Consider the following 23,330-nt stretch of genomic DNA (forward strand, 5'->3'; position numbering starts at 1 on the left):
TCACGGTGGTCGGGGCACATTCACGGCTTCTGTCATCCCCGTGCAGACTCACGGCTGAAAGTGACCGGATCGGCTCGTACAGCGTGCGAATTGATGGTCCACCCGGCCGTGTTGGGGGAATAAGCCAGCGAGACCAACCACCGGTACGGAGCGCTCCGTATCCACTTCCACCGGTCAAGGAGGCGACATGGCCACACCCATGTCCGCGAGCAGCTTCATCCGCGCGCTGAAGGACGAGGGTCTGACGGTCGTCGAGGTCGGCGACTGGCGTACGCACAACCGCAACCACGTGGGGCCCTGGGGCCCGGTCCACGGCGTGATGATGCACCACACGGTCACCAAGGGCACCGCGAACACCGTCCGCATCTGCCGTGACGGCTACTCGGGGCTGCCGGGGCCGCTGTGCCACGGCGTCATCGACAAGCGCGGCCGGGTGCACCTGGTCGGCTACGGCCGGGCCAACCACGCGGGCAGCGGCGACGACGACGTCCTGCGCGCCGTGATCGCCGAGCGGGCCCTGCCGGCGGACAACGAGGCGAACACCGACGGGAACAGGCACTTCTACGGCTTCGAGTGCGAGAACATGGGCGACGGCAAGGACCCGTGGCCCGCCGTCCAGGTCGAGGCGATGGAGGCCGCGGCGGCGGCCGTCTGCCGTGTCCACAACTGGAACGGCCCTTCGGTCATCGGCCATCTGGAGTGGCAGCCGGGCAAGATCGATCCCCGTGGCGTCTCCATGGCCGGTCTGCGCAGACGCGTCGACGAGCGGCTGAGCTGACGGGCGCCCCCGTCGGCGATCCCGCCCGGCGCGCGCCGGCGCGAGATTGCGGACAATGAACGGGTGAACCCGGAAGCGCTCGACCTCGCCGCCCTGCGGCCCCGGCTGCCGTCCCCCCTGCGGGCGGTCGAGGACGAGCGCTTCACCCGTCGCGGCCTCCGGCTGCTGCTGAAGCGGGATGATCTGATCCATCCCGCGCTGCCGGGCAACAAATGGCGGAAGCTCGAACCGAACCTGCGCGCCGCCGCCGACGAGGGGCGTCGCGTCCTGCTGACCTTCGGCGGCGCGTACTCCAACCATCTGCGCGCCACCGCCGCGGCGGGCCGGCTGCTGGGCTTCGCGACGGTCGGTGTCGTACGGGGCGACGAGCTGGCCGCCCGCCCGCTCAATCCGTCACTGGCCCGCTGTGTGGCCGACGGGATGCGGCTGCGCTTCGTCGACCGGGCGACCTACCGCCGCAAGACGGAGCCCTCCGTACTGAAGGCGCTGCTGACCGCCGCCGCCGACGGGCTCTCCGTGCCCCCTGAGCGGGTGTACGTGGTCCCCGAGGGCGGCAGCAACTCCCTTGCCGCGCGCGGCTGTACGGCCCTCGGGCGGGAGCTGCGCGGCGCGGCGGACGTGGTGGGGGTCGCGTGCGGCACGGGCGGCACCCTGGCGGGCCTGGCCGCCGGTCTGGCCCCCGGCCGGCGCGCGGTCGGCTTCCCCGTACTGAGGGGCGGCTTCCTGGCCGGCGAGGTCCGCGCCCTTCAGCTGGCGGCCTTCGGCGGGCCCCGGGGCGACTGGTGGCTCGACGAGCGCTTCCACGCCGGCGGTTACGCCCGTACGACGCCCGCGCTCGACGCCTTCGCCGCGGACTTCGAGGACCGGCACCGGCTGCCCGTCGAGCGCCTCTACGTGGCCAAGATGCTCCACGGGCTGACCACGCTGGCCGAGGAGGGCGCCTTCCCGCCGGGCAGCACGGTCGTCGCCGTCGTCACCGGCGCGCCCGATCCGGACGGCGGGCCTCAGTCGGACTCCTCCCGGTAGGCCGCCGCCTCCTCCAGGTCCAGCCTGCGCAGCAGTGTCCGCAGCATCTCGTCGTCGATCCGGCGCTCGTCGCGCAGTGTCACGAAGACCTCGCGTTCGGCGCCGATCATCTCCCTGGACAGCCGCTGATAGGTGCGGTCGGCGGACTCCCCGGTCAACTCGTTGACCGTGCCGAGCCGTTCCCACACCGAGTTCCGCCGGCGCTCCAGCACGGTCCGCAGCCGCTCCGCCAGCGGGTCCGCCAGGGCGTTGCGGTCGTCGGCGAGCAGTTCGTCGAGCCGCTGCTCCGCCGCCACCGACGCCCGGCTCTGCGCCTGCGCCTCGGCCAGCGTCTCGGCGTAGCTGTCGCGTCCGGGCAGTTTCAGCACTCTGATCAGCGTGGGCAGGGTGAGGCCCTGGACGACGAGGGTGCCGATGACGGTCGTGAACGTCAGGAAGAGGACGAGGTTGCGGGCCGGGAAGTCCTCGCCGTCGTGCAGGGTCAGCGGGATGGAGAAGGCGATGGCCAGCGACACCACGCCGCGCATGCCCGCCCAGCCGACGACGAGGGGCGCCTTCCAGGTCGTCTCCGGTTCCCGTTCCCTGATCCGTTTCGACAGGACGCGCGGTACGAAGGTGGCCGGAAAGACCCAGATGTAGCGGACCGCCACGACGGTCACGAACACCCCGACGGCGTAACCGGCGACCTCCATTCCACCGTAGGAACCGAGCCCCTTCAGTACATAGGGCAGCTGGAGCCCGATCAGCGCGAAGACGACGGACTCCAGGACGAAGGAGACCATCTTCCACACGGCGGCCTCCTGGAGCCGGGTCGCGAAGTCGACCTGCCAGGAACGGTGTCCGAGGTAGAGCCCGACCACGACGACGGCCAGCACACCCGACGCGCCCACCTGTTCGGCCGCCGCGTAGGCGACGAAGGGGATGAGCAGCGAGAGGGTGTTCTGGAGCAGGGCCTCCCTCAGATGCGTACGGAGCCAGTGGATCGGCACCATCAGTACGAGGCCGATGCCGATACCTCCCAAGGAGGCCAGCGCGAACTCGCCGATCCCGCCGGCCCAGCTCGCGCCCTCCCCGACGGCCGCCGCGAGGGCCACCTTGAACGCGGTGATCGCGGTCGCGTCGTTCACCAGCGACTCGCCCTGGAGGATGGTCGTGATCCGGCTCGGCAGCCCCAGTTTGCGGGCGATGGCGGTGGCGGCCACCGCGTCCGGCGGGGCGATGACGGCGCCGAGCACCAGCGCCGCGGTCAGCGGCAGATCGGGGATGAAGAGATACGCGAGATAGCCGACGACGACCGTCGCGAACAGGACGTAGCCCACGGAGAGCAGCCCGACGGCGCGCGCGTTCGCCCGCAGGTCCAGGTACGAGCTGTCCACGGCGGCCGTGTGCAGCAGGGGCGGCAGCAGCAGCGGCAGGACGATGTGCGGGTCGAGCACATAGCTCGGCACGCCCGGCACGTACCCGGCGACAAGTCCCGCCGTGACAAGGAGCAACGGCGCCGGCACGGGCGTTCTTCTGGCCGCCGCCGCGATCACGGCGCTTCCCGCCACCAGGGCGATCAGCTGCAACGGGTCCATGCCCCGGTCCTCCCCTAGCGTCGTAATCTGGCCATCATGAGTGAGTGCCAGCACGTTGCCGACCTCCCACGCCCCGAACCCGCCCCGCTGAGCGAGACCTGCCTGGAGTGTCTGGCGGCGGGCAGTCACCCCGTACAACTGCGGCTCTGTCTGGTCTGCGGTCATGTGGGGTGCTGCGACTCGTCACCGCACCAGCACGCCTCACAGCATTTCAGGGAAACCGGCCACCCCGTGATGCGTAGCTTCGAACCGGGTGAGACGTGGCGTTGGTGCTTTGTCGACGGTTCGATCGTCTGAGCCCTGGGTACGTCAACCATCCGCCCGTTCTTCGTAATTGGTTGCCGCACACCTCTAGCCACTGTCCGTGCCCATATGCCTACTATGAGTAACTGACAGCCCGGCTCTGGCCCGGGGGTCCCTGCGACACGGGACCATGGATCGCGATAGCGTCGCCAGTCCAGACCGGCTGCGTACCGACTACGTACCGCAAGGCTTCGGGAGTTTCCCTTCCCGGAGCCCTGAGAAGCTTGTGCCACCTTGGAGGTGAGGGTGTCCCAGATCGCAGGCGAGCCCGGGACCCAGGACTTCGTGGAAGTCCGGCTGCCCGCTGCGGGTGCCTACCTGTCCGTGCTGCGTACGGCCACGGCCGGCCTGGCAGCACGCTTGGACTTCACCCTCGACGAGATCGAGGACCTGCGCATCGCGGTCGACGAGGCCTGCGCGATCCTGCTGCAACAGGCCGTACCGGGCTCCGTCCTCAGCTGTGTGTTCCGGCTCATCGACGACTCGCTCGAAGTGACCGTCTCGGCGCCGACGACCGACGGGCGCGCGCCGGAGCGTGACACGTTCGCGTGGACGGTGCTCTCGGCGCTCGCGGGCAAGGTCGACGCGACGGTCGCCGACGACCGCACGGTCGCCATCAGCCTCTACAAACAGCGCGGCGCGGGACCCGGGCCGGCGTGAGGAACGGGGACGGTCCGGTGCGTGACGAGGAGCGGGTCCCGCAAGATCCGCGCGATGGGCATGAGGTTCCGGCGGATCCGGCGCTCGTGCCGTCGGGCATTCCGGAGCAGCAGGCCCGGCCCCATCCGGTGGACGGGCTTGACGGCCAGACGGCGGCGGAGCAGGAGCGGGCAGAGCGGGCGGCCACGATGAGCGAGCACAGGCAACACGATCCACATGACCGCAGCGGGGCGCGGGCGATGTTCATCGAGCTGCGCAAGCTGCCCGACGACTCGCCGGAGCGGGCCCTGCTGCGCAATCAGCTGGTGCGGATGCATCTGCCGCTCGTGGAGCATCTGGCCCGCCGGTTCCGCAATCGCGGAGAGCCGCTGGACGATCTGACGCAGGTCGCGACGATCGGCCTGATCAAGTCGGTGGACCGGTTCGATCCGGAGCGGGGTGTCGAGTTCTCGACGTACGCCACTCCGACGGTCGTCGGCGAGATCAAGCGGCACTTCCGGGACAAGGGCTGGGCGGTGCGGGTGCCGCGCCGCCTCCAGGAGCTGCGGCTGTCGTTGACGACGGCGACCGCCGAACTCTCCCAGCAGCACGGCCGGTCCCCGACGGTGCACGAGCTGGCGGAGCGCCTGGGCATCTCCGAGGAGGAGGTCCTCGAAGGGCTGGAGTCGGCCAACGCGTACAGCACGCTGTCGCTGGACGTGCCGGACACGGACGACGAGTCCCCGGCGGTGGCGGACACGCTCGGCTCGGAGGACGAGGCGCTGGAGAGCGTCGAGTACCGCGAGTCGTTGAAGCCTCTGCTGGAGGATCTGCCGCCGCGCGAGAAGCGGATCCTGCTGCTGCGTTTCTTCGGCAACATGACGCAGTCGCAGATCGCGCAGGAGGTCGGCATCTCGCAGATGCATGTGTCGCGGCTGCTGGCGCGGACGCTGGCACAGCTGCGCGAGAAGCTGCTCGTCGAGGAGTGAGACGACCCTCACACACCGGACCTCGTACGCCGGAGGGGCCGCACGCTGCCGCGTGCGGCCCCTCCGGCGTATGAAGGGTGGCCGGCACCTAGGGCGTGTCCGGGCGGCCGATGCCGAGCGCCTTCGTGGTCGCCGGATTGATCAGCAGGACCAGCGCCGTCACCGCGATCACCGCGAGCGCGATCCCGGCCGGGATCAGCGCGCCGCTGGAGTTCAGCAGCGTCCAGGCGACCGGCAGCGCCATGATCTGGGTGGCGACCGCCGGGCCCCGGCTCCAGCCGCGCCGCAGCAGCAGGCCACGGGCGGCGAGCAGCGGGATGAGGCCGAGCGCGACGAGGGTGAGACCGCCCGTCACGGACTGCTGAGGGTCGTCGGGCCGCCCGAGCAGACCCATCACGAGCAGATATCCGCCGCCGGCGACGAGCGCGAGGGCTTCGAGCCCGGCGCAGGCGGCCGACGCGGTCAGCCGGCCGGGACGGGGGCTCGGGTCGGGGGTGTTCTGGTCGCTGCTGCTCACCCCAGCAGGGTAGCGGCCCCCGTCCGGTGACCGGCCGGGCCCCGGAGGCGCGCGGTCCGCCCGGGCGCCGGGCGGGCGCCCATGGCCGGTAATGTCGTCCGTATGCGCGCACTCCTTGTGGTCAACCCGGCAGCAACCACCACCAGTGCCCGCACACGTGACGTACTCATCCACGCGCTGGCCAGCGAGATGAAGCTGGAGGCGGTGACGACCGAGTACCGGGGGCACGCCCGCGATCTGGGGCGGCGGGCGGCGGACTCCGACGACGTGGAGCTGGTGGTCGCCCTCGGCGGCGACGGCACGGTCAACGAGGTCGTCAACGGCCTTCTGCACGGCGGCCCGGACCCCGACCGGCTGCCGAGACTCGCGGTCGTGCCGGGCGGTTCGACGAATGTCTTCGCCCGGGCGCTGGGGCTGCCGAATGACGCCGTGGAGGCGACCGGCGCCATTTTGGACGCGCTGAGTAACCGGAGCGAACGCACTGTCGGTCTGGGACTGGCGGCCGGGACTCCGGGAACCGACGACGAATCAGTTCCCGCGCGCTGGTTCACTTTCTGCGCGGGATTGGGATTCGACGCGGGAGTGGTCGGCCGGGTCGAACAACAGCGGGAGCGCGGTAAGCGTTCGACGCACGCGCTCTATGTCCGCCAGGTCGTACGGCAGTTCCTCGACGAACCCCATCGCCGGCGCGGCATGATCACCCTCGACCGGCCCGGCGAGAAGCCGGTGACGGATCTTGTGCTGTCGATAGTCTGCAACACCGCCCCGTACTCCTACCTGGGCAATCGTCCGCTGTACGCGTCTCCGGGCGCGTCGTTCGACACCGCCCTGGATGTGCTCGGACTGAGCAAGTTGTCGACTCCCGCGGTGGCGCGTTATGCGACGCAGCTGCTCAATTCGACCCCCGATCGGGGCCCGCACGGCAGGCATGCGGTTTCCCTTCATGACCTGACGGACTTCACCTTGCAATCGAAGGTCCCACTGCCCTTCCAGATGGATGGCGACCACCTGGGACTGCGAACGAGCGTGACGTTCACAGGCGTACGCCGTGCACTGCGTGTGATTGTGTGAGTGGAAGTGGGGAAAGTCCTTTCACTCGAACGTTTAGGCTGGCATCCACCCCATGGAAGTACGGCTGTGACCGAGTCGACACCGAGGAATCAAAAAAAACTTTCCGGAAGGGGTTGTATCCGCCGCCGAGGTTTGCGAATCTCTACATGGCGCTCGGGACGGCCCGCAACACCGGCCTCCACTGAGCACCAGAACCCCCTCCTCAAGCCAGGACCACCCCAGTTCGTCTGGGCGTCGGCCCTTCCCTTGTCCGGGGATTCGTGAAAGCGTTCACATTCACAAGCAATCAGCACGTAACACCAAGAGAGGTAGCAGCCATGGACTGGCGTCACAACGCCGTTTGCCGCGAGGAAGACCCCGAGCTCTTCTTCCCCATCGGCAACACCGGTCCTGCGCTGCTGCAGATCGAGGAAGCCAAGGCCGTCTGCCGTCGCTGCCCCGTCATGGAGCAGTGCTTGCAGTGGGCACTTGAGTCCGGCCAGGACTCGGGTGTCTGGGGTGGCCTCAGCGAGGACGAGCGCCGCGCGATGAAGCGCCGTGCCGCTCGCAACCGGGCGCGTAACGCGACCGCCTGAGACACCGCACCCAGCTTGAGCACGGCGGCGCGTACAGCGTGTACGCATAACCCCGCCCCCGAACCGCAGCGCGCAGTACCCCCCGATGCGCAACGTCACAGAGCTCCAGGCCGAGCCCCGGACCGTCACCACGGTCCGGGGCTCGTCGCTGTGCACGGTACTCGTCGCCGCGAACGGCACTCGTCGCCCTGAACGGCCTTCAGCCGTCGGTCACTTGTGCGGTTCCACCGGGATGTCGAGGATCACACGGGTGCCCCGCTCCTGACCGGGGAGCATGTCGAACCCGCCGCCCAACTCCCCCTCCACCAGCGTCCGTACGATCTGAAGACCCAGATTTCCGGCCCGGCGCGGGTCGAAGCCCTCGGGCAGTCCGCGGCCGTCGTCCTGGACGGTGATGAGCAGCCGGGCGTCCGAACGGCCCACGTCGCCGGGGCGTTTGGGCCCGTTCCCGCCGCTGCGGACGGCGTGCACCTCGACCGTGCCGCGCTCCCCCGTACCGAACGCGTGCTCCAGCGCGTTCTGAAGGATCTCGGTGAGGACCATCGAGAGCGGCGTGGCGACCTCAGCGTCCAGAATCCCGAACCGGCCCGTCCGGCGTACCGTCTTGCCGGGCGAGATCTCCGACACCATCGCGAGCACCCGGTCGGCGATCTCGTCGAACTCGACGCGTTCGTCCAGATTCTGGGAGAGCGTCTCATGGACGATGGCGATGGAACCGACCCTGCGCACCGCCTCGTTGAGCGCCTCGCGGCCCTGCTCCGAGTCCATCCGGCGGGCCTGGAGCCTGAGCAGCGCGGCCACCGTCTGGAGGTTGTTCTTCACCCGGTGGTGGATCTCCCGGATCGTGGCGTCCTTCGTTATCAACTCACGCTCACGTCGCCGCAGTTCGGTGACGTCACGGAGCAGGATCAGCGAACCGACCCGGGTGCCCTTGGGCTTGAGCGGGATGGCGCGCAGCTGGATGACACCGCCGGCGCTCTCCACCTCGGTCTCGCGCGGGGCGTATCCGCTGGCCAGTTTGACCAGGGCCTCGTCCACCGGGCCGCGCACCGGGGCGAGTTCGTCGGTCGTCTGACCGAGGTGATGTCCCACCAGGTCGGACGCCAGTCCCAGCCGGTGATACGCGGACAGGGCGTTGGGGCTGGCGTACTGGACGACGCCGTCGACGTCGAGCCTGATCAGACCGTCGCCGACGCGTGGTGAGGCGTCCATGTCGACCTGCTGGCCGGGGAAGGGAAACGATCCGGCGGCGATCATCTGCGCGAGGTCGGAGGCGGACTGGAGATAGGTCAGCTCCAGCCGGCTGGGGGTGCGGACGGTGAGCAGGTTGGTGTTGCGGGCGATGACGCCGAGGACGCGGCCCTCGCGGCGTACGGGGATCGACTCGACCCGCACCGGGACCTCCTCGCGCCACTCCGGGTCGCCCTCGCGCACGATCCGCCCCTCGTCGAGCGCGGCGTCCAGGAGCGGCCGGCGGCCCCGGGGTACGAGATGGCCGACCATGTCGTCCTGGTAGGACGTGGGGCCGGTGTTGGGCCGCATCTGGGCCACGGAGACATAGCGGGCGCCGTCGCGGGTCGGGACCCACAGGACGAGGTCCGCGAAGGACAGGTCGGAGAGCAGCTGCCACTCCGAGACCAGCAGATGGAGCCATTCGAGGTCGGACTCGGTCAGGGCCGTGTGCTGGTGGACGAGGTCGTTCATGGAGGGCACAGAGGCGAGCGTACCCGTGGGGTGAACCGGGAGGGTCCGTGCGACGTGGTGGGAGGAGGGGGCCGGAAAATGCCCTCCCGGATCCATGGACAGATATGAATGGTCTAGTCCACAATGCTGAAGTAAAGCTTCCGCCCTCCCCGCACAGGAGGGTGGAACGGGGTAACCGGCGCTCTCTGCCCTGACTGCGTCGATACCTCATCCACGGCCTTCGTGGCCGTAGCAACTCCGGGCTGCGGTGCCGGACGGGCTGAGGGTCCCGTCCTGGCGCCGCGGCCCGTGGGTGTTCCGGGGCGGCCACGAGCGAGGCCGGGCGTCGGCGCGGTCAGTGGGTCTCGGTGACCTTGGCCAGCGCCCGCGGGACGTCCGGGTCCTGGCCGCGGGCCAGGGTGATCTCGTACGCCAGCCGCTGGAGCGGCAGGATCTCCAGGAGGGGCTGGACCTCCTCGGCGACGCCCTCCGTAGGAAGCGCGAACCCCGCCGACGCGGCGGCGACCTCGGCCGCCGGCCCGACGACGCACAGGTCCGCGCCCCGGCCGCGCAGCCGCTCCAGGACCGGCCGGAGCGCTTCGCCGCCCCTGCCGTCGGTGACCACGGCGATGACCGGCGAGATGTTGTCGACCATGGCGAGCGGCCCGTGCAGCAGGTCCGCGCCGGAGTAGGCGAGAGCCGGGATGTAGCTCGTCTCCATCAGTTTGAGGGCCGCCTCCTTGGCCGTCGGGTAGCCGTAGCCGCGCGAGGTGATGACCATCCGTTCGGCGAAGCGGTAGCGGGAGGCGAGGGTGGCCACCTCGTCGCCGCGGGACAGGATCCGGTCCGCGAGGTCCGGCAGGACGTTCGCGGCGGGCCCGTCGCCGCCACCCAGGCCCTCGGCGAAGAGGTAGAGCGACAGCAGGGACGCCGTGTACGTCTTCGTCGCCGGGAGGGCCTTCTCGGGGCCCGCGAGGATGTCGATGTGGAACTCGGAGACGGCGGCCAGGGACGAGTCGGGGTTGTTGGTGACGGCGAGGGTGATCGCGCCCGCCTCGCGCGCGGCGCGGGTGGACGCCACCAGGTCGGGTGAGCCGCCGGACTGGCTGACGGTGATCACCAGCACGTCCCGGAGGTCGGGCCGCGCGCCGAAGGCCGTCGTCGTGGACATGGAGGACAGCCCGCAGGGCATCCCCCGGCGGATCTCCAGCAGGTACTTGGCGTACAGCGCGGCGTGGTCGGAGGTGCCGCGCGCGGTGAGCAGGACGAAGCGCGGGGCACGGGCGGCGACGGCGGCGGCCACCGCACGGACGCGCGGCGCGCCCTCCTTGAGGATGCGGCGCAGCATCGCGGGCTGCTCGGCCATCTCGGCGGCCATCATCCGGCCCGGCGGATCGATCCGCGCCGGCCGGGCGGCCTCCTGGGAAGGGTGCGTCGGGGACATTCCGGGTGCCTCCACTTGACTGAGGACGACCGGGGGACGGCGCCCACGGGGCCCGCACAAGTCGACCACGGGAACGTGTTCCCCCGCCAGCGGAGAGGGCCCCAACACGGCCGGACACTCTGCTAGATTGGTCTATACCACAATACTCAGCGGACCCTTTACCAGATCGGCAGGCGCAGCGTGGAAGTTGTCATCGTCCAGGACGCCGAGGCGGGCGGCGAACTCATAGCGGAGACCATCGCCAACCTGCTGCGCCGCAAGCACGACGCGCTGCTCGGGGTGGCCACGGGATCCACCCCGCTGCCCATCTACCAGGCGCTGACCGCCAAGGTCCGGGCCGGCGCGCTGGACGCCTCGGGCGCCCGGATCGCGCAGCTCGACGAGTACGTCGGCCTGCCGGCCGGACACCCGGAGTCGTACCGCTCGGTGGTCCTGCGCGAGGTGGTGGAGCCGCTCGGGCTCACCGAGGACGCGTTCATGGGACCGGACGGCGCCGCCGAGGACGTACAGGCGGCGTGCGAGGCGTACGACCTGGCCCTCACCCAGGCCGGCGGGGTGGACCTCCAACTGCTGGGCATCGGCACCGACGGGCACATCGGCTTCAACGAGCCGTGCTCGTCGCTGGCCTCGCGCACCCGCATCAAGACGCTGACGCGGCAGACCCGGGAGGACAACGCCCGCTTCTTCGACAGCCTGGACGAGGTCCCGCACCACGTCATCACCCAGGGCATCGGCACGATCCTGGAGGCCCGGCACCTGGTGCTGCTGGCCACGGGCGAGGGCAAGGCGGAGGCGGTGGCGCAGACCGTGGAGGGACCGGTGGCCGCCGTCGTACCGGCGTCGGCGCTGCAACTGCACCCGCACGCGACGGTGGTAGTCGACGAGGCCGCCGCGTCCAAGCTGAAGCTCGCGGACTACTTCCGCGCCACCTACGCCTCCAAGCCGGACTGGCAGGGCATCTAGGCCCTGCCCGGCGGACGCGCCCTAGGTGCCGGAGGGGGCCCTGAGGGTGCAGCCCTCGCGGGACAGGTCCAGTGCGGATCCCTCGGCCAGGCAGGCCGCGATCATATGGACCTGCTGGCCGTAGGTCCGGCCCTTGGTGGAGGTCACTTCCCCGTCCGCGCCCACCTCACAGGGGTTGTTGTCGGTGCATTGCCGACCGTCGTCGTTGTGGGTGTTGTGGATTCCCACGATCGTGGAGCCGTCCGGGCCCAGCAGCGCCGAGCCGGAGTCGCCGTGCCAGGGAGTGCAGTCCTCGCTCGTCGCGTAGCGGATGGAGTTGTCCAGTTGGTAGCCGCCCTCCCGCAGATGGGGCACCACGGCCTCGGCGGCGCAGTCGTGGCGGACGCCGCTGGACGCCACGGTCAACGGGTCGCCCGCGCGTACGGGAGTGGTGGTGAGCCGGAAGACCTTCGCGCCGTCCGCCTTCAACCGCGCGTAGGTCTTGTCCAGGCGGTAGAGCGCGATGTCGGTGCCGGTGATCGTCGCGTACACCAGCCGTTTCGTACGGGCGGTGGTGCGGGGATAGCCCTGGCGGTCGGCGACGGGCACCTCGCGGTCGGCCGGCCGGTCGACGAGCGCGGTTCCGGGTGCGGGCCACTGCCCTTGCACGCAGTGGCCGTTGGTCAGCAACAGCGCCGGGTCCCGCGGCCGGGAGTCGGGGGTCCGGACCACTGAGCCGACGCAGCCGTTCAGATCCACCGAACCTTCCACGTTCGGGATCGGATCATCGGGCGGCACATCGGTGCCCGAGATGATGCCGTTGATCCAGTCGGCGTGTTCGGTGACATCGGTGTACAGCGTCTTGCCGCTCTCGTCGGGGCCGCTGACCACACCGGCCACCGCCCACCGGTCACCCTCGCGGACGAGCGCGGGCCCGCCGGAATCCATGTTGGACGCGGTGACACTGCCGTCGGCGCTGCCGACGCACAACTCACCGGGCCCGCCCGACGGACACGTCGCGATCGGCTGCACCACGGTGTCGGCCTCCCGCAGCCGCGTCGGGAAACACGCCACGTCGCCGAAGTCGTCGCAGGTCATGCCCCAGCCCATGATGCGGACGGGCGTGTTGTCCGGCGGCGTGGTCGAGGCGATCCGCACCGGCTTGGCCCGAACCGGGGTCCGCAGGTGCAGCAACGCGAGGTCGCGGCCCCAGAATCCCCCCTCGTCGCGACTGGTCGCCAGCCGGTAGTAGTGGTCGACCTCGGCGACCTCGCCCCCGGACGCGGTGTTCAGTGACCCGACCCGCACTTTCCAGCCACGCGGTACACCCGACTTGGCGTTGGTCGGGTTCCGGCCGGCGCAGTGGCTGGCGGTCAGGACCCACTGCGGCGCTAGGACCTCCACCCCGCAGCCGTGCTTGTCCGGTCGCGGCGGGGCGGGATAGGACGGCTGGAAGGAGCCCATGAACGAGTAGGCGCGGGTGGATTCGGTGCCGCCCACGACGGCCCGCGCCGGCAGGGCGGGCAGAAGGGCCGCGGCCAGCGCGATTCCCGCCGTCAGGGCGACGGCGGCTGCCCTTCCGCCTGTCAACGTGTGCATGAGTGGTTCCCCTCGCGTCTGCCGCCGGGGCCATCGCTCCGGCGGGCTGGTGCCCGGGACGGCGGTCGGCCGTCCCGTCGGGCATGGATCCCGGGCTCGATGGATCCTGGGCCCGGCGGGCCTCCGGAGGGTCTCTCCCGCGTATCGGGCGGGGCGCGGCAACCTCTCGGTCGCGTATCAACGCGCCCGGGACCGGCGGAAGCTCATGACCTGGACGCGTCCCCACCCGTCCCAACCGACCCCGGCGTCCCCACGAAACGGGAAACGCCGTACGGGCTCCGCGGCTGCGGAGCCCGTACGGCGTCGCGTTCGGTCGGGGTCGTCCGTGACGCTCAGGCGCCCCGGCCCGTGAGGACCTCCGCCGCCGCCCGGCCGCAGACGGGCGCGGCGCCGTAGGTGGCGATGTGCGGGCTTCCCACGGGCTGGGCGTGGTTGACACCCATCTCCACGACGACCGTGTCCGGACGGGCCGCGAGAATGCCGTCCAGGACGGCCGCCATCCACGGGTGCCGGTGCGTGTCACGTACGACGGCGACGATCCTGCGCTCCCCGGCGGCGGCCAGCACCTCGGCCGCCTCGTTCCCGCTGCCGTAGGTGTCGGCCTCGGTGCCCGGCAGCAGCGCCGCGAGTTCGGCGGCGACGCCCCAGGGGGTCTCGTCGCCGACGGCGATGTTCGCGACGGGCGCGAAGGAGGCGACGTACGGCGCCTCCTGAAGAGGTTCGACCGGGCCGGTCACCCGCACGGCGCGGCGGGCCGCGATCAGGCCGACGTCCGGTCCGCCGACGCCCCGTCCGCCGGCGGCGGAGGTGCCGGCGCCGGGCGCGGTCCCCTCCTGTACGGCCGCGCCCGGCCCCGAAGCACCCCTCACCCCGCGCGCCCAGTCGGCGAGGGCGCGTACCCGCGCCGCCGCGTCGGCCAGCCGCTCCTCGGGCAGTTCGCCTTCCCGTACCGCGTCGACCAACGCGTCGCGCAGCCGCAGGACGGTCCCCTCGTCGGCCAGGCCGCCGCCGACACAGATCGCGTCGACGCCGGCGGCTATCGCGAGGACGGAGCCGCGCTCGATGCCGTACGTCGACGCGATGGCCTGCATCTCGATGCCGTCGGTGACGATCAGGCCGTCGAAGCCCAGCTCCGTACGGAGCAGACCCGTGAGGATCCGCGGGCTGAGCGTCGCGGGGCGGTCCGGGTCGAGTGCGGAAAGCAGGATATGCGCGCTCATCACCGATTTGGAACCCGCGGTGATCGCCGACCGGAAGGGGGCCAGCTCACGGGCGTGGAGCGTGTCGACGTCCACGGCGATGCGGGGCAGCGCGTGGTGCGAGTCGACGGCCGTGTCGCCGTGGCCGGGGAAGTGCTTGGTGCAGGCGGCCACCCCGGCGGACTGGAGTCCTTCCACATAGGCGGCCGTGTGCCGGGCGACGAGCGCCGGGTCGGCGCCGAAGGAGCGCACCCCGATGACGGGGTTGTCGACGTCGGAGTTGACGTCGGCGGACGGCGCCCAGTTGAGGTTCACGCCGCACGCGGCGAGCCGGCTGCCCAGCTCGCGCGCGACGGCCCGGGTCAGCTCCACGTCGTCGACGGAGCCGAGCGCGTAGTTGCCCGGGAAGGACGAGCCTTCGCGTACTTCGAGGCGGGTGACGTCGCCGCCCTCCTCGTCGATGGCGACGAGGATGTCGTCCCGCTCGGCCCTCAGCTGCGCGGTGAGCGCGGCCAGTTGGGCGGGCGTGTGGATGTTGCGGCCGAAGAGGCCGACGGAGGTGAGACCTTCACCGATGCGCCGCAGCAGCCAGTCCGGCGCCGTGGTGCCGTGGAAGCCGGGCTGGAGGACGGCGAGGGCGTCGCGGGTCAGCGTGTCGGAGCGGTGAGTGAGAGTGGTCATACAGCGCTATCCCTTTACTGCGCCGGAGGTCAGACCGGTCGCCATCTTCTTCTGAATGATCATGAAGAACACCACCACGGGCAGCGCGATCAGGGTCGAGGACGCCATCAGCGCCCCGTAGTCGGTGCCGCGCTCGGTGGTGAAGGTCATCAGCCACACGTTGAGCGTGTACTTGGAGTTGTCGTTGATCAGGATGTACGCGAAGAGGTACTCGTTCCACGCGTTGACCAGCGCGAAGATCGACGCCGCCGCGAGGCCCGGGGCCAGCAGCGGGAAGATCACCCGCCGGAAGGCGCCCATCCGCGTACAGCCGTCGACCATGGCCGACTCCTCCAGCTCCACCGGGATGTTCACGACGAAGCCGCGGATCATGATGATCGCGAACGGCAGGGTCGACACCAGGTAGACGATGATCAGGCCCCAGTACTCGTCCAGGCCGCCGATCGCGTTCAGCTGCGCGTAGATCGGGATGAGCATCGCCGTCGGCGGCAGCATCTGTACGAGGATCAGCACCATCAGCAGCGCGCGGCGGCCGAAGAATCTGAACCGGCCGATGGCGAGCGCGGCGAGCGTCGCGATGATCATGCCGCCGACGACGGCGGTGACCGAGACGATCAGGCTGGACTGGACGGCGGTGCCGAAGTTCGGCTGGTCGACCGCGCGGGCGAAGTTGTCGAAGGTGAGCGACGACGGCCACAGCGTCTGGTCGTAGGAGCGGATCTCGTGGTTGGGCCGCAGGGCGCTGATGACCAGCCAGTACACCGGGAACGCCATGACGACGGCGAAGAGAAGGCCCAGCACGTCGTAGAGGCCGCGGCTCTTCTTGCGGTCCGGTCGCAGCTTCTGACCGGCGACGGCCGGCGGCGGGGGCGGAACGGGCGCGGGCGCGGTGGAGGTTGAGGTGCTCATTCGACCTCTCCTGTCTTCATCAGCTGACGCAGGTAGAACACGGCCACGCCGGAGAGCAGCAGGACGGTGATCAGCGCGATCGCGGTGCCCTGGCTGAAGGAGGTGGACTCGAAGGCTTTGGAGAAGGAGTAGAGGCCGAGGGTCTCGTACTCCGGTTCGGGCTTGTTGCCGCGCAGCAGCCAGATCTGGCCGAACACGTTGAAGTCCCAGATCACCGAGAGCGTGGTGACCATGACGAAGACCGGGCGGATGACGGGCCAGGTCACGAAGCGGAAGATACCGCGCACGTTGGCGCCGTCGAGGGCCGCCGCCTCCTCCAGTTCCCGGGGGACCTGGGTGAGGGCCGCGTACAGCGTGATCACGACGAACGGGATGGCGCCCCAGACGACCAGCAGCGTGATGATCGCGAAGCCCTGCCAGGGGTCGAGGAACCAGTTGTGGCCGAGGAAGTCCTCGCCGACGACCTTGGCTATCAGGGTGTTCAGCAGGCCGTAGTCGGAGTCCGACAGCCAGCGGAAGATCGAGGCGGCGACCATCAGGGGCATCGACCAGGCGGCGATCAGCGCCGCGGTCAGGGTCAGCCGTACCCAGGTGGACAGCCGGGTCATCATCATGGCGACCAGCAGACCGATGGCCATGGTGAGGACGACGCAGACGACCATGAACAGGACGGTGCGGCCGGTGACGTACCAGAACTCGCTGTCACCGAGGATGTTGGTGAACTGCTCGAAGCCGACCCAGGGCGGCGACTCCCCCGTCCACAGCTCCCGCCGGCCCATGTCCTGGAAGGACATGATCACGGTCTTGGTGAGCGGGAACGCGTAGACGGCGGCGATGGCGAGGATCGCCGGAAGGATCAGGAGGAACGGAAGGAGTTCGCCCTTCTTGCGGCGTCTCTTCCCGAGGGGGTTGGCCGTCCCCTTCTCCGGGCCCGGCCGGCCGTCTGTCCCTTTCGGGTCACGCGGTACCGGGGGCGCCGGGGGTCCGGCGGCCTCCTGCGTGTCGGCAGCAGTCACGTGACTGACCTTCCGTTTCATTCTCTGCACCGAATCCGCGCCCTGAAGGGCGGGAGCGGGGGCCCGGTGGCGACCGGACCCCCGCCCCCGCCGCCCCGCCGAAGGGCCTCCGGGGGCGGGGGCGCCGGAGGCCCTGGACTTGACGGCCCGTGGCCCTGGGGTCAAGACCCGCAGGGCCGGGGCCCGGGGTCAGGACTCTTCGTTGATCAGTTCGTTGATCTTCGCGTCGGCCGCCTTGGTGGCGTCGGCCACGGAGTCACCCTTGAGGATCGACAGCAGCATGTTCTTCAGGACCTCCTCCTTCTCGATGGAGGTCCAGCCGGGCGCGATCGGCGTGAACCACGCGTCGGGCACCGCGTTGGCGATCGCGGCCGTCTCCGGCTTCGCCTTCAGCGGCTCCAGCTGCTTCTCGTTGTTCGGGAGGATGTTCTTGCTCGCCAGCACCTCCATGGACTTCTCGCTGGTGAACATCGAGACCCAGTCCTCGGCCAGGTCCTGGACCTTGGACTTGCTCGTGATGGCCAGGTCGGAGCCGCCGATGAAGGAGGGCAGCGCCTTGCCGTTCGGGCCGGGCATTCCGGCGGTGAGGATCTTGCCCTCAAGCTTCGGGTTGCCGTTGTTCTTCCCGTCGATGACGGAGCCCGACTCCCAGCCGTTGCCGTAGATGAGGGCCGCCTTCTCGTTGGCCATCACATTGGCGTGGTCCTGCTCGTCCTTCGTCAGGTCCGCCTTGTTGTACTTCTTGACGAGGTCGATGAAGTGCTGGATGCCCTTCTGCGCCTCGGGCGAGGAGAGCGAGCCCTTCCACTCCTTCGCGCCGTCGTCGTACTCGGCGATCTTGCCGCCGTACGCGGCGACGTAGGACATCGCGGCGTACCAGTAACGGCCCGGCAGGTAGAGGCTGGAGAAGCGCTTGTCCTTCTTGCCCTGCTCCGCCGCGACCTTGTCCATCGCCGCGAGCATCTCGTCCTCGGTCTCCGGCAGCGTGTCGAGGCCGGCGCCCTTCTTGAGCATGTCCGTGTTGTAGATCGCCACGCGCGCACCGGCGTAGTACGGCACGCAGTACTGCTTGCCCTCGAAGGTGCAGGTGTCCTTCAGGCCCTGGATCCAGGTGTCCGAGTTGTCGTACTTCTTGGGATCGACCTCGGCGACCGCGCCGTTGAGGATGTACTGCATCGTCTCGGTGTTGCCGAGCTCGACGACATCCGGGAACTTGTCGCCACCGAGGGCGGTGTCGAGCTTCTTGGCCTTGTCCGCCCACTGCTGGTACTGGACATTGACCTTGACGTTCGGGTACTTCTCCTTGAACTGCGCGTTGACGTCCTTGACCAGTTCCGGCCAGGTGCTCTGCGCGTCCACCATCAGCCAGACGGTGACTGTGTCCTTGCGGTCCTTCGGGTCCTTCGCAGAATTGCTGTCGTCGGATCCGCACGCCGCGACCGAGAACATCATGCCCGCGACGCCGATCGCCGCGATGAGCTTGCGCTTCACGCCACCCTCCTCAGGGATTCCTGCAACCCCCTCCCCACCGCGAAGACTTACGACGAGTACCACCGGGGCTGGGACCTGGTCTTTAATGGTTTAGACCAGTACGGGGAGCTTGGCCTAGACCTTTAGGGGTGTCAAGGGTGTATAAGAGGGCTGTCGTGTCCGTTATCGGACCGACACCTGGATCGGGGAGACGACCCGCGACCGGACCGTGCCACCATGTGAGCCGCAACAGACGGAGGAGCCGGTGACGGCAGCAGCGCAGGAGTCGGGAAGGCAGACCATGGCCACGGACGGGGGCGGCAGCGAGACCGAGAACGGGGCAGCCACCCGTACCGCACGCGTACCCAAGTACTACCGGCTGAAGCGTCACTTGCTCGACATGACGGAGACGCTGCCGCCGGGCACGCCCGTACCGCCGGAGCGCACCCTGGCGGCCGAATTCGACACCTCGCGCACCACCGTGCGCCAGGCGCTCCAGGAGCTGGTCGTCGAGGGCCGGCTGGAACGCATCCAGGGCAAGGGCACGTTCGTGGCCAAGCCCAAGGTCTCGCAGGCGCTCCAGCTCACCTCGTACACCGAGGACATGCGCGCGCAGGGCCTGGAGCCGACCTCGCAACTGCTCGACATCGGGTACGTCACCGCCGACGACACGCTCGCCGGGCTGCTCGACATCACCACGGGCGGGCGCGTGCTGCGCATCGAGCGGCTGCGGCTGGCGAGCGGCGAGCCGATGGCGATCGAGACCACCCACCTTTCGGCCAAACGCTTCCCCGCGCTGCGCCGTTCGCTCGTCAAGTACACGTCCCTCTACACGGCGTTGGCCGAGGTGTACGGCGTGCATCTGGCGGAGGCCGAGGAGACCATCGAGACGTCGCTGGCGACGCCGCGCGAGGCGGGGCTGCTGGGCACCGACGTTGGCCTGCCGATGCTGATGCTGTCGCGGCACTCGATCGACACCGCCGGCGAGCCGGTGGAGTGGGTGCGGTCGGTGTACCGGGGCGACCGGTACAAGTTCGTGGCGCGGCTGCGCAGGCCGACCGACTGAGCCGGCCCCGTCGAGGGCCCACACCGACAAAACCCCACGCCACAGGGCATGTTCAGGACCCGACGCGGGAGTACGGCACGCACACCGTTGCCGTACCGATATGCGGACGGGGGGTGACGCATGCCGAGACGTTCCCTTAGATTTCCTGCGAGTTTCAGCAGGTGACCAGTGAGGGGACGACTCGCCATGCCAGAGCCGGCACCAGCAAGGTCCACGCAGGACACAGAGGGATCGTCCGGGCGTCTGACGCCCAGATCGATCGCGATCTGGGCGCTCGTCGCCCTGGTGGGCGCGGTCGGCTGGGGCGTCCTCGCGCTGTCGCGCGGTGAGGAGATCTCCGCCGCCTGGATGCTCGCGGCGGCACTCGGTTCGTACGCGATCGCCTATCGCTTCTACGCGCGCTTCATCGCGCGGCGGGTGCTGAAGGTCGACAAGACGCGGGCCACGCCCGCCGAACGCCTCGACAACGGTGTCGACTTCCACCCCACCGACCGGCGTGTGCTCTTCGGCCACCACTTCGCGGCCGTCGCGGGCGCGGGACCGCTCGTCGGGCCGGTGCTGGCCGCCCAGATGGGCTATCTGCCGGGCACCATCTGGATCGTCGCGGGCGTCATCTTCGCCGGCGCTGTGCAGGACATGGTCACGCTCTTCTTCTCGACGCGTCGCGACGGCCGTTCGCTCGGCCAGATCGCCCGTGACGAGATAGGCCCGTTCGGCGGCGCCGCCGCGCTCATCGCGGTCTTCCTGATCATGATCATCCTGCTGGCGGTGCTGGCGCTGGTCATCGTCAACGCGCTGGCCGACTCGCCGTGGGGTGTCTTCTCCATCGCGATGACCATCCCGATCGCGCTCTTCATGGGCGTGTATCTACGCGTCCTGCGGCCGGGCAAGGTCAGCGAGGTCTCGCTCATCGGTGTGGCGCTGCTGCTGCTCGCGATCGTGGCCGGCGGCTGGGTCGCCGAGTCCTCGCTGGCCGACACGTTCACGCTGGAGGCCGGCACGCTGGTCATCTGGATGATCATCTACGGCTTCCTCGCCTCCGTACTGCCGGTCTGGATGCTGCTGGCGCCGCGTGACTATCTGTCGACCTTCATGAAGGTCGGCACCATCGCGCTGCTGGCGATCGGTGTGGTCGTCGCGATGCCGACGATGAAGATGGACGCCGTCACGGAGTTCGCGAGCCGTGGTGACGGTCCGGTCTTCGCCGGTTCGATGTTCCCGTTCGTCTTCATCACCATCGCGTGCGGCGCGCTGTCCGGTTTCCACTCACTGGTCTCCTCGGGCACCACGCCGAAGATGGTGCAGAAGGAGACGCAGATCCGGATGATCGGGTACGGCGCGATGCTCACCGAGTCGTTCGTCGCCATCATGGCGATGATCACGGCGTGCATCATCGACCCGGGTCTGTACTTCGCGGTCAACTCCCCCGCCGGAGTCATCGGCGGCACGGTCGAGTCCGCCTCGCAGGCGGTCGCGAACCTCGGCTTCACCATCTCGCCGGACCAGCTCGCCCAGGCGGCGAAGGACGTCGAGGAGTCGAGCCTGCTGTCCCGTACGGGTGGCGCGCCGACCTTCGCGCTCGGCATGTCCGACATCTTCTCGTCCGTCATCGGCGGCACGGGGATGAAGGCGTTCTGGTACCACTTCGCGATCATGTTCGAGGCGCTGTTCATCCTGACGACGGTGGACGCGGGAACGCGCGTCGGGCGCTTCATGCTCCAGGACATGCTCGGCAACGTGTACAAGCCGATGCGCCAGGTCAGCTGGAAGCCGGGCGTCTGGTTCGCCAGCGCCGTGGTCGTCGGCGCGTGGGGCTACTTCCTCTGGGTCGGCGTGCACGACCCGCTGGGCGGCATCAACCAGCTCTTCCCGCTGTTCGGCATCGCGAACCAGCTCCTGGCGGCGGTGGCGCTCGCCGTGTGCACGACGCTGCTGGTGAAGTCCGGGCGGCTGAAATGGGCGTGGGTGACGGGAGTTCCGCTCGCCTGGGACGCGGCGGTCACGCTCACCGCGAGCTGGCAGAAGATCTTCTCCGACGACCCGAGGGTCGGCTTCTTCACCCAGCGCGACGTCTACCAGGCGGGCATCGACAAGGGCGAGGTGATCCCGCCGGCGAAGACGATGGACGACATGCACACGGTCGTCACCAACTCGACGGTGGACGGCGTCCTTTCGGCGGTCTTCGCGATCCTGATCCTCGTGGTCATCGCCGACGCGGGCCGGGTCTGCTACAACGCGATCCGCCACCCCGAGAACGTGAAGCTGTCGGAGACGCCGTACGTGAAGTCGGAACTGGTCGCGCCGGCGGGCCTGATCCCGACGAAGGAGGAGAAGGCGGAACTGGCGGCGGCGTCCACCGGGGCATCGCCGGGGCCGGGTTCGTCATGACGTCCGGGGCGAAGGTGCGGCACGCGGTGGGCCGGATCCGTTGGTACGTACGGGAGTTGACGGGCGAGTCGGCGTACGACCACTACGTGGCCCACACCCGCGCCTGCGACCCGACGGCGGAGCCGATGACCCGCCGCGCGTTCGAACGGAGCCGTATGGACGCGCGGGAGGCGGACCCGAGGGAAGGGTTCCGCTGCTGCTGAGCGGACGAGAGGGCCGCCGTGTCCCGAGGGGGGCGCGGCGGCCTTCGGCGTGCGGAAGCGGGTGTCAGTGCACCCAGTCCTTGAGCTGCTCGGTCTCCAGCGTGATACCCACGGGGTCGGGCAGGTTGACGGTTTTGCCGAACGGCACGGTGCGGGCGCTCTCGTACCGCACACCGTCCGGCTCGCTGTAGACGGTCACCTCGCAGGAGTCCCGGTCGATCAGCAGATAGACGGGGATGCCGGTCTCGGCGTAGGCGCGGGGCTTCTCCGTGCGATCGCGGGCGTCGGTGTCGGAGTCGTAGGAGGTGACCTCGACGGCCATCAGGACAGGGTCGGGGTCGGGGTACTCTCCTTGACCGACAAAGGCGCCGCTGGGAGCGAGAGAGCCGTCCGGCCGAGCGCGGCCACTGCGGTGGGCCTGCACCTTCAGCCCTTGATCCGGGTAGAGAAACAGCTCTGGCCGCGACTGCATGCAGATGCGAAGCAGCCACTCGATGATGCGCCCGTGATCCCCGTCCGGCACTACCTTGCTCCTGAGCTTCCCGTCGATAAGTTCCATGCGCACGCGCTCATCCGTGCGGGCCACTATCAGGGTCAGCTCGTCGAAGACGCTGGTCTCCAGATGGTTCCGGTCAGTGGTCACGGCCATGGACCCTCCTCGCTCTGCACCCAACGATATCTGCGACCTGTGACAAGGCACCGCCGTACCGTGTCGCACACTTCAAGGATGGATCAGAGAACACAGCCGGAGGCCGGCTTCATCATCAGGGCGGCCGAGGCCGCCGAGTACGCGGCGCTCGGGGAGATAACCGCGCGCGCCTATCTGGACGACGGGCTGCTGGACTTCGGGGCCGACGATCCCTATCTGGAGACCCTGCGCGACGTCGCGGCGCGGGCCGAAGGGGCCGAGGTGCTGGTGGCCGCCGACGCGGACGGGACCGTGCTCGGTGGGGTGGCCTACGTCGTCGCCGGGTCCGCGTGGGCCGAGGTGGCCGGGGACGGCGAGGCCGAGTTCCGCATGCTGGCCGTCGCGCCGGCCGCCCGGGGGCGCGGAGTCGGCGGGGCGCTGGTGCGGGCGTGTGTGGACCGTGCGCGGGCCACCGAGGGGTGCCTGCGGGTGCGGCTGTCCACCCAGAAGGCGATGCTCGGCGCGCACCGGATCTACGAGCGCCTGGGCTTCGTACGTACGCCGGAGCGCGACTGGTCGCCCATCCCGGGGCTGTCCCTGCTCACCTACAGCCTGGAGATCTAAGGC

22 protein-coding genes are annotated in these 23,330 nt (G+C 69.7%); 12 read left to right on the forward strand and 10 right to left on the reverse strand.

What is annotated here, in order from left to right:
* Positions 1-187 precede the first annotated feature (187 nt).
* Together ACFYNU_RS31670 and ACFYNU_RS31675 are read left to right on the forward strand one after the other, a co-directional pair.
* Positions 188-778 (forward strand): N-acetylmuramoyl-L-alanine amidase, encoded by a 591-nt coding sequence (locus ACFYNU_RS31670; protein WP_356586324.1) that lies wholly within the window; start codon positions 188-190, stop codon positions 776-778.
* 63 nt (positions 779-841) lie between these two features.
* On the forward strand, positions 842-1,804 hold the full coding sequence (locus ACFYNU_RS31675; RefSeq protein WP_356586322.1) for a pyridoxal-phosphate dependent enzyme: 963 nt from the start codon (positions 842-844) through the stop codon (positions 1,802-1,804).
* Here the strand turns inward: ACFYNU_RS31675 and ACFYNU_RS31680 are convergent.
* Positions 1,783-3,381: a Na+/H+ antiporter gene (locus tag ACFYNU_RS31680; protein ID WP_356586320.1), complete on the reverse strand. Its 1,599-nt coding sequence runs from the start codon at positions 3,379-3,381 to the stop codon at positions 1,783-1,785. The genes ACFYNU_RS31675 and ACFYNU_RS31680 overlap by 22 nt on opposite strands.
* 36 nt (positions 3,382-3,417) lie before the next feature.
* On the opposite strand from ACFYNU_RS31680, the gene ACFYNU_RS31685 reads away from it, so the two are divergent.
* The 3 genes from ACFYNU_RS31685 (at position 3,418) to ACFYNU_RS31695 (ending at position 5,312) form a co-directional block, all read left to right on the forward strand.
* Positions 3,418-3,678 carry a UBP-type zinc finger domain-containing protein gene (locus ACFYNU_RS31685; RefSeq protein ID WP_356586318.1) on the forward strand — a complete coding sequence of 87 codons (261 nt, stop codon included), beginning with the start codon at positions 3,418-3,420 and terminating at the stop codon, positions 3,676-3,678.
* 252 nt (positions 3,679-3,930) lie between these two features.
* Positions 3,931-4,344 (forward strand): anti-sigma regulatory factor, encoded by a 414-nt coding sequence (locus ACFYNU_RS31690; protein WP_023538758.1) that lies wholly within the window; start codon positions 3,931-3,933, stop codon positions 4,342-4,344.
* Positions 4,341-5,312, forward strand: a complete 972-nt coding sequence (locus ACFYNU_RS31695; protein ID WP_388767952.1) for an RNA polymerase sigma factor SigF — start codon at positions 4,341-4,343, stop codon at positions 5,310-5,312. The genes ACFYNU_RS31690 and ACFYNU_RS31695 overlap by 4 nt, the downstream gene beginning before the upstream one ends.
* 88 nt (positions 5,313-5,400) lie before the next feature.
* Here ACFYNU_RS31695 and ACFYNU_RS31700 read toward each other — a convergent pair whose 3' ends face one another.
* On the reverse strand, positions 5,401-5,829 hold the full coding sequence (locus ACFYNU_RS31700; RefSeq protein ID WP_356586314.1) for a hypothetical protein: 429 nt from the start codon (positions 5,827-5,829) through the stop codon (positions 5,401-5,403).
* Between the two features lie 102 nt (positions 5,830-5,931).
* Here ACFYNU_RS31700 and ACFYNU_RS31705 point away from each other — a divergent pair, with 102 nt between their 5' ends.
* Entirely contained in the window at positions 5,932-6,900 is a 969-nt protein-coding gene (locus ACFYNU_RS31705; RefSeq protein WP_356586312.1) for a diacylglycerol kinase family protein, read from the forward strand.
* 317 nt (positions 6,901-7,217) lie between these two features.
* Entirely contained in the window at positions 7,218-7,475 is a 258-nt protein-coding gene (locus ACFYNU_RS31710) for a WhiB family transcriptional regulator (protein ID WP_004937597.1), read from the forward strand.
* Positions 7,476-7,685: 210 nt separating this feature from the next.
* On the opposite strand, the gene ACFYNU_RS31715 is transcribed toward ACFYNU_RS31710, so the two are convergent.
* The gene (locus ACFYNU_RS31715) at positions 7,686-9,179 is read right to left on the reverse strand and encodes a histidine kinase N-terminal domain-containing protein (protein WP_356586590.1); all 1,494 of its coding nucleotides are present in this window, start codon (positions 9,177-9,179) and stop codon (positions 7,686-7,688) included.
* Between the two features lie 334 nt (positions 9,180-9,513).
* On the reverse strand, positions 9,514-10,602 hold the full coding sequence (locus ACFYNU_RS31720) for an SIS domain-containing protein (protein WP_356586310.1): 1,089 nt from the start codon (positions 10,600-10,602) through the stop codon (positions 9,514-9,516).
* A 180-nt stretch (positions 10,603-10,782) separates the two neighbouring features.
* Between ACFYNU_RS31720 and nagB the strand changes: the two genes are divergently transcribed.
* The gene (nagB, locus tag ACFYNU_RS31725) at positions 10,783-11,565 is read left to right on the forward strand and encodes a glucosamine-6-phosphate deaminase (protein ID WP_356586308.1); all 783 of its coding nucleotides are present in this window, start codon (positions 10,783-10,785) and stop codon (positions 11,563-11,565) included.
* A 21-nt stretch (positions 11,566-11,586) separates the two neighbouring features.
* Here nagB and ACFYNU_RS31730 read toward each other — a convergent pair whose 3' ends face one another.
* From ACFYNU_RS31730 to ACFYNU_RS31750, 5 genes are all read right to left on the reverse strand, one after another.
* Positions 11,587-13,143, reverse strand: a complete 1,557-nt coding sequence (locus tag ACFYNU_RS31730; protein ID WP_356586306.1) for a trypsin-like serine protease — start codon at positions 13,141-13,143, stop codon at positions 11,587-11,589.
* Positions 13,144-13,475: 332 nt separating this feature from the next.
* Positions 13,476-15,023 carry a glycoside hydrolase family 3 protein gene (locus tag ACFYNU_RS31735; protein ID WP_356586304.1) on the reverse strand — a complete coding sequence of 516 codons (1,548 nt, stop codon included), beginning with the start codon at positions 15,021-15,023 and terminating at the stop codon, positions 13,476-13,478.
* Between the two features lie 6 nt (positions 15,024-15,029).
* Entirely contained in the window at positions 15,030-15,932 is a 903-nt protein-coding gene (locus ACFYNU_RS31740) for a carbohydrate ABC transporter permease (RefSeq protein WP_356586302.1), read from the reverse strand.
* Positions 15,929-16,948 carry a sugar ABC transporter permease gene (locus tag ACFYNU_RS31745; RefSeq protein WP_356586300.1) on the reverse strand — a complete coding sequence of 340 codons (1,020 nt, stop codon included), beginning with the start codon at positions 16,946-16,948 and terminating at the stop codon, positions 15,929-15,931. The genes ACFYNU_RS31740 and ACFYNU_RS31745 overlap by 4 nt, the downstream gene beginning before the upstream one ends.
* A gap of 189 nt (positions 16,949-17,137) precedes the next feature.
* Positions 17,138-18,439, reverse strand: coding sequence for a sugar ABC transporter substrate-binding protein (locus tag ACFYNU_RS31750; protein WP_356586298.1), 1,302 nt, complete (start codon positions 18,437-18,439; stop codon positions 17,138-17,140).
* A gap of 280 nt (positions 18,440-18,719) precedes the next feature.
* On the opposite strand from ACFYNU_RS31750, the gene ACFYNU_RS31755 reads away from it, so the two are divergent.
* From ACFYNU_RS31755 to ACFYNU_RS31765, 3 genes are all read left to right on the forward strand, one after another.
* A complete protein-coding gene (locus ACFYNU_RS31755; RefSeq protein WP_023538768.1) occupies positions 18,720-19,484 on the forward strand; it encodes a GntR family transcriptional regulator in 765 nt (254 codons plus the stop codon).
* A gap of 186 nt (positions 19,485-19,670) precedes the next feature.
* Entirely contained in the window at positions 19,671-21,872 is a 2,202-nt protein-coding gene (locus tag ACFYNU_RS31760) for a carbon starvation CstA family protein (protein ID WP_356586296.1), read from the forward strand.
* Positions 21,869-22,075, forward strand: coding sequence for a YbdD/YjiX family protein (locus tag ACFYNU_RS31765; RefSeq protein ID WP_356586294.1), 207 nt, complete (start codon positions 21,869-21,871; stop codon positions 22,073-22,075). The genes ACFYNU_RS31760 and ACFYNU_RS31765 overlap by 4 nt, the downstream gene beginning before the upstream one ends.
* A 64-nt stretch (positions 22,076-22,139) precedes the next feature.
* On the opposite strand, the gene ACFYNU_RS31770 is transcribed toward ACFYNU_RS31765, so the two are convergent.
* Positions 22,140-22,724, reverse strand: coding sequence for a Uma2 family endonuclease (locus ACFYNU_RS31770; RefSeq protein ID WP_356586292.1), 585 nt, complete (start codon positions 22,722-22,724; stop codon positions 22,140-22,142).
* A gap of 78 nt (positions 22,725-22,802) precedes the next feature.
* Here ACFYNU_RS31770 and ACFYNU_RS31775 point away from each other — a divergent pair, with 78 nt between their 5' ends.
* Positions 22,803-23,327, forward strand: a complete 525-nt coding sequence (locus tag ACFYNU_RS31775; RefSeq protein WP_356586290.1) for a GNAT family N-acetyltransferase — start codon at positions 22,803-22,805, stop codon at positions 23,325-23,327.
* Positions 23,328-23,330: the final 3 nt, after the last annotated feature.

It is taken from the genome of Streptomyces sp. NPDC006643, assembly GCF_042870175.1.
Classification (GTDB): Bacteria; Actinomycetota; Actinomycetes; order Streptomycetales; family Streptomycetaceae; genus Streptomyces.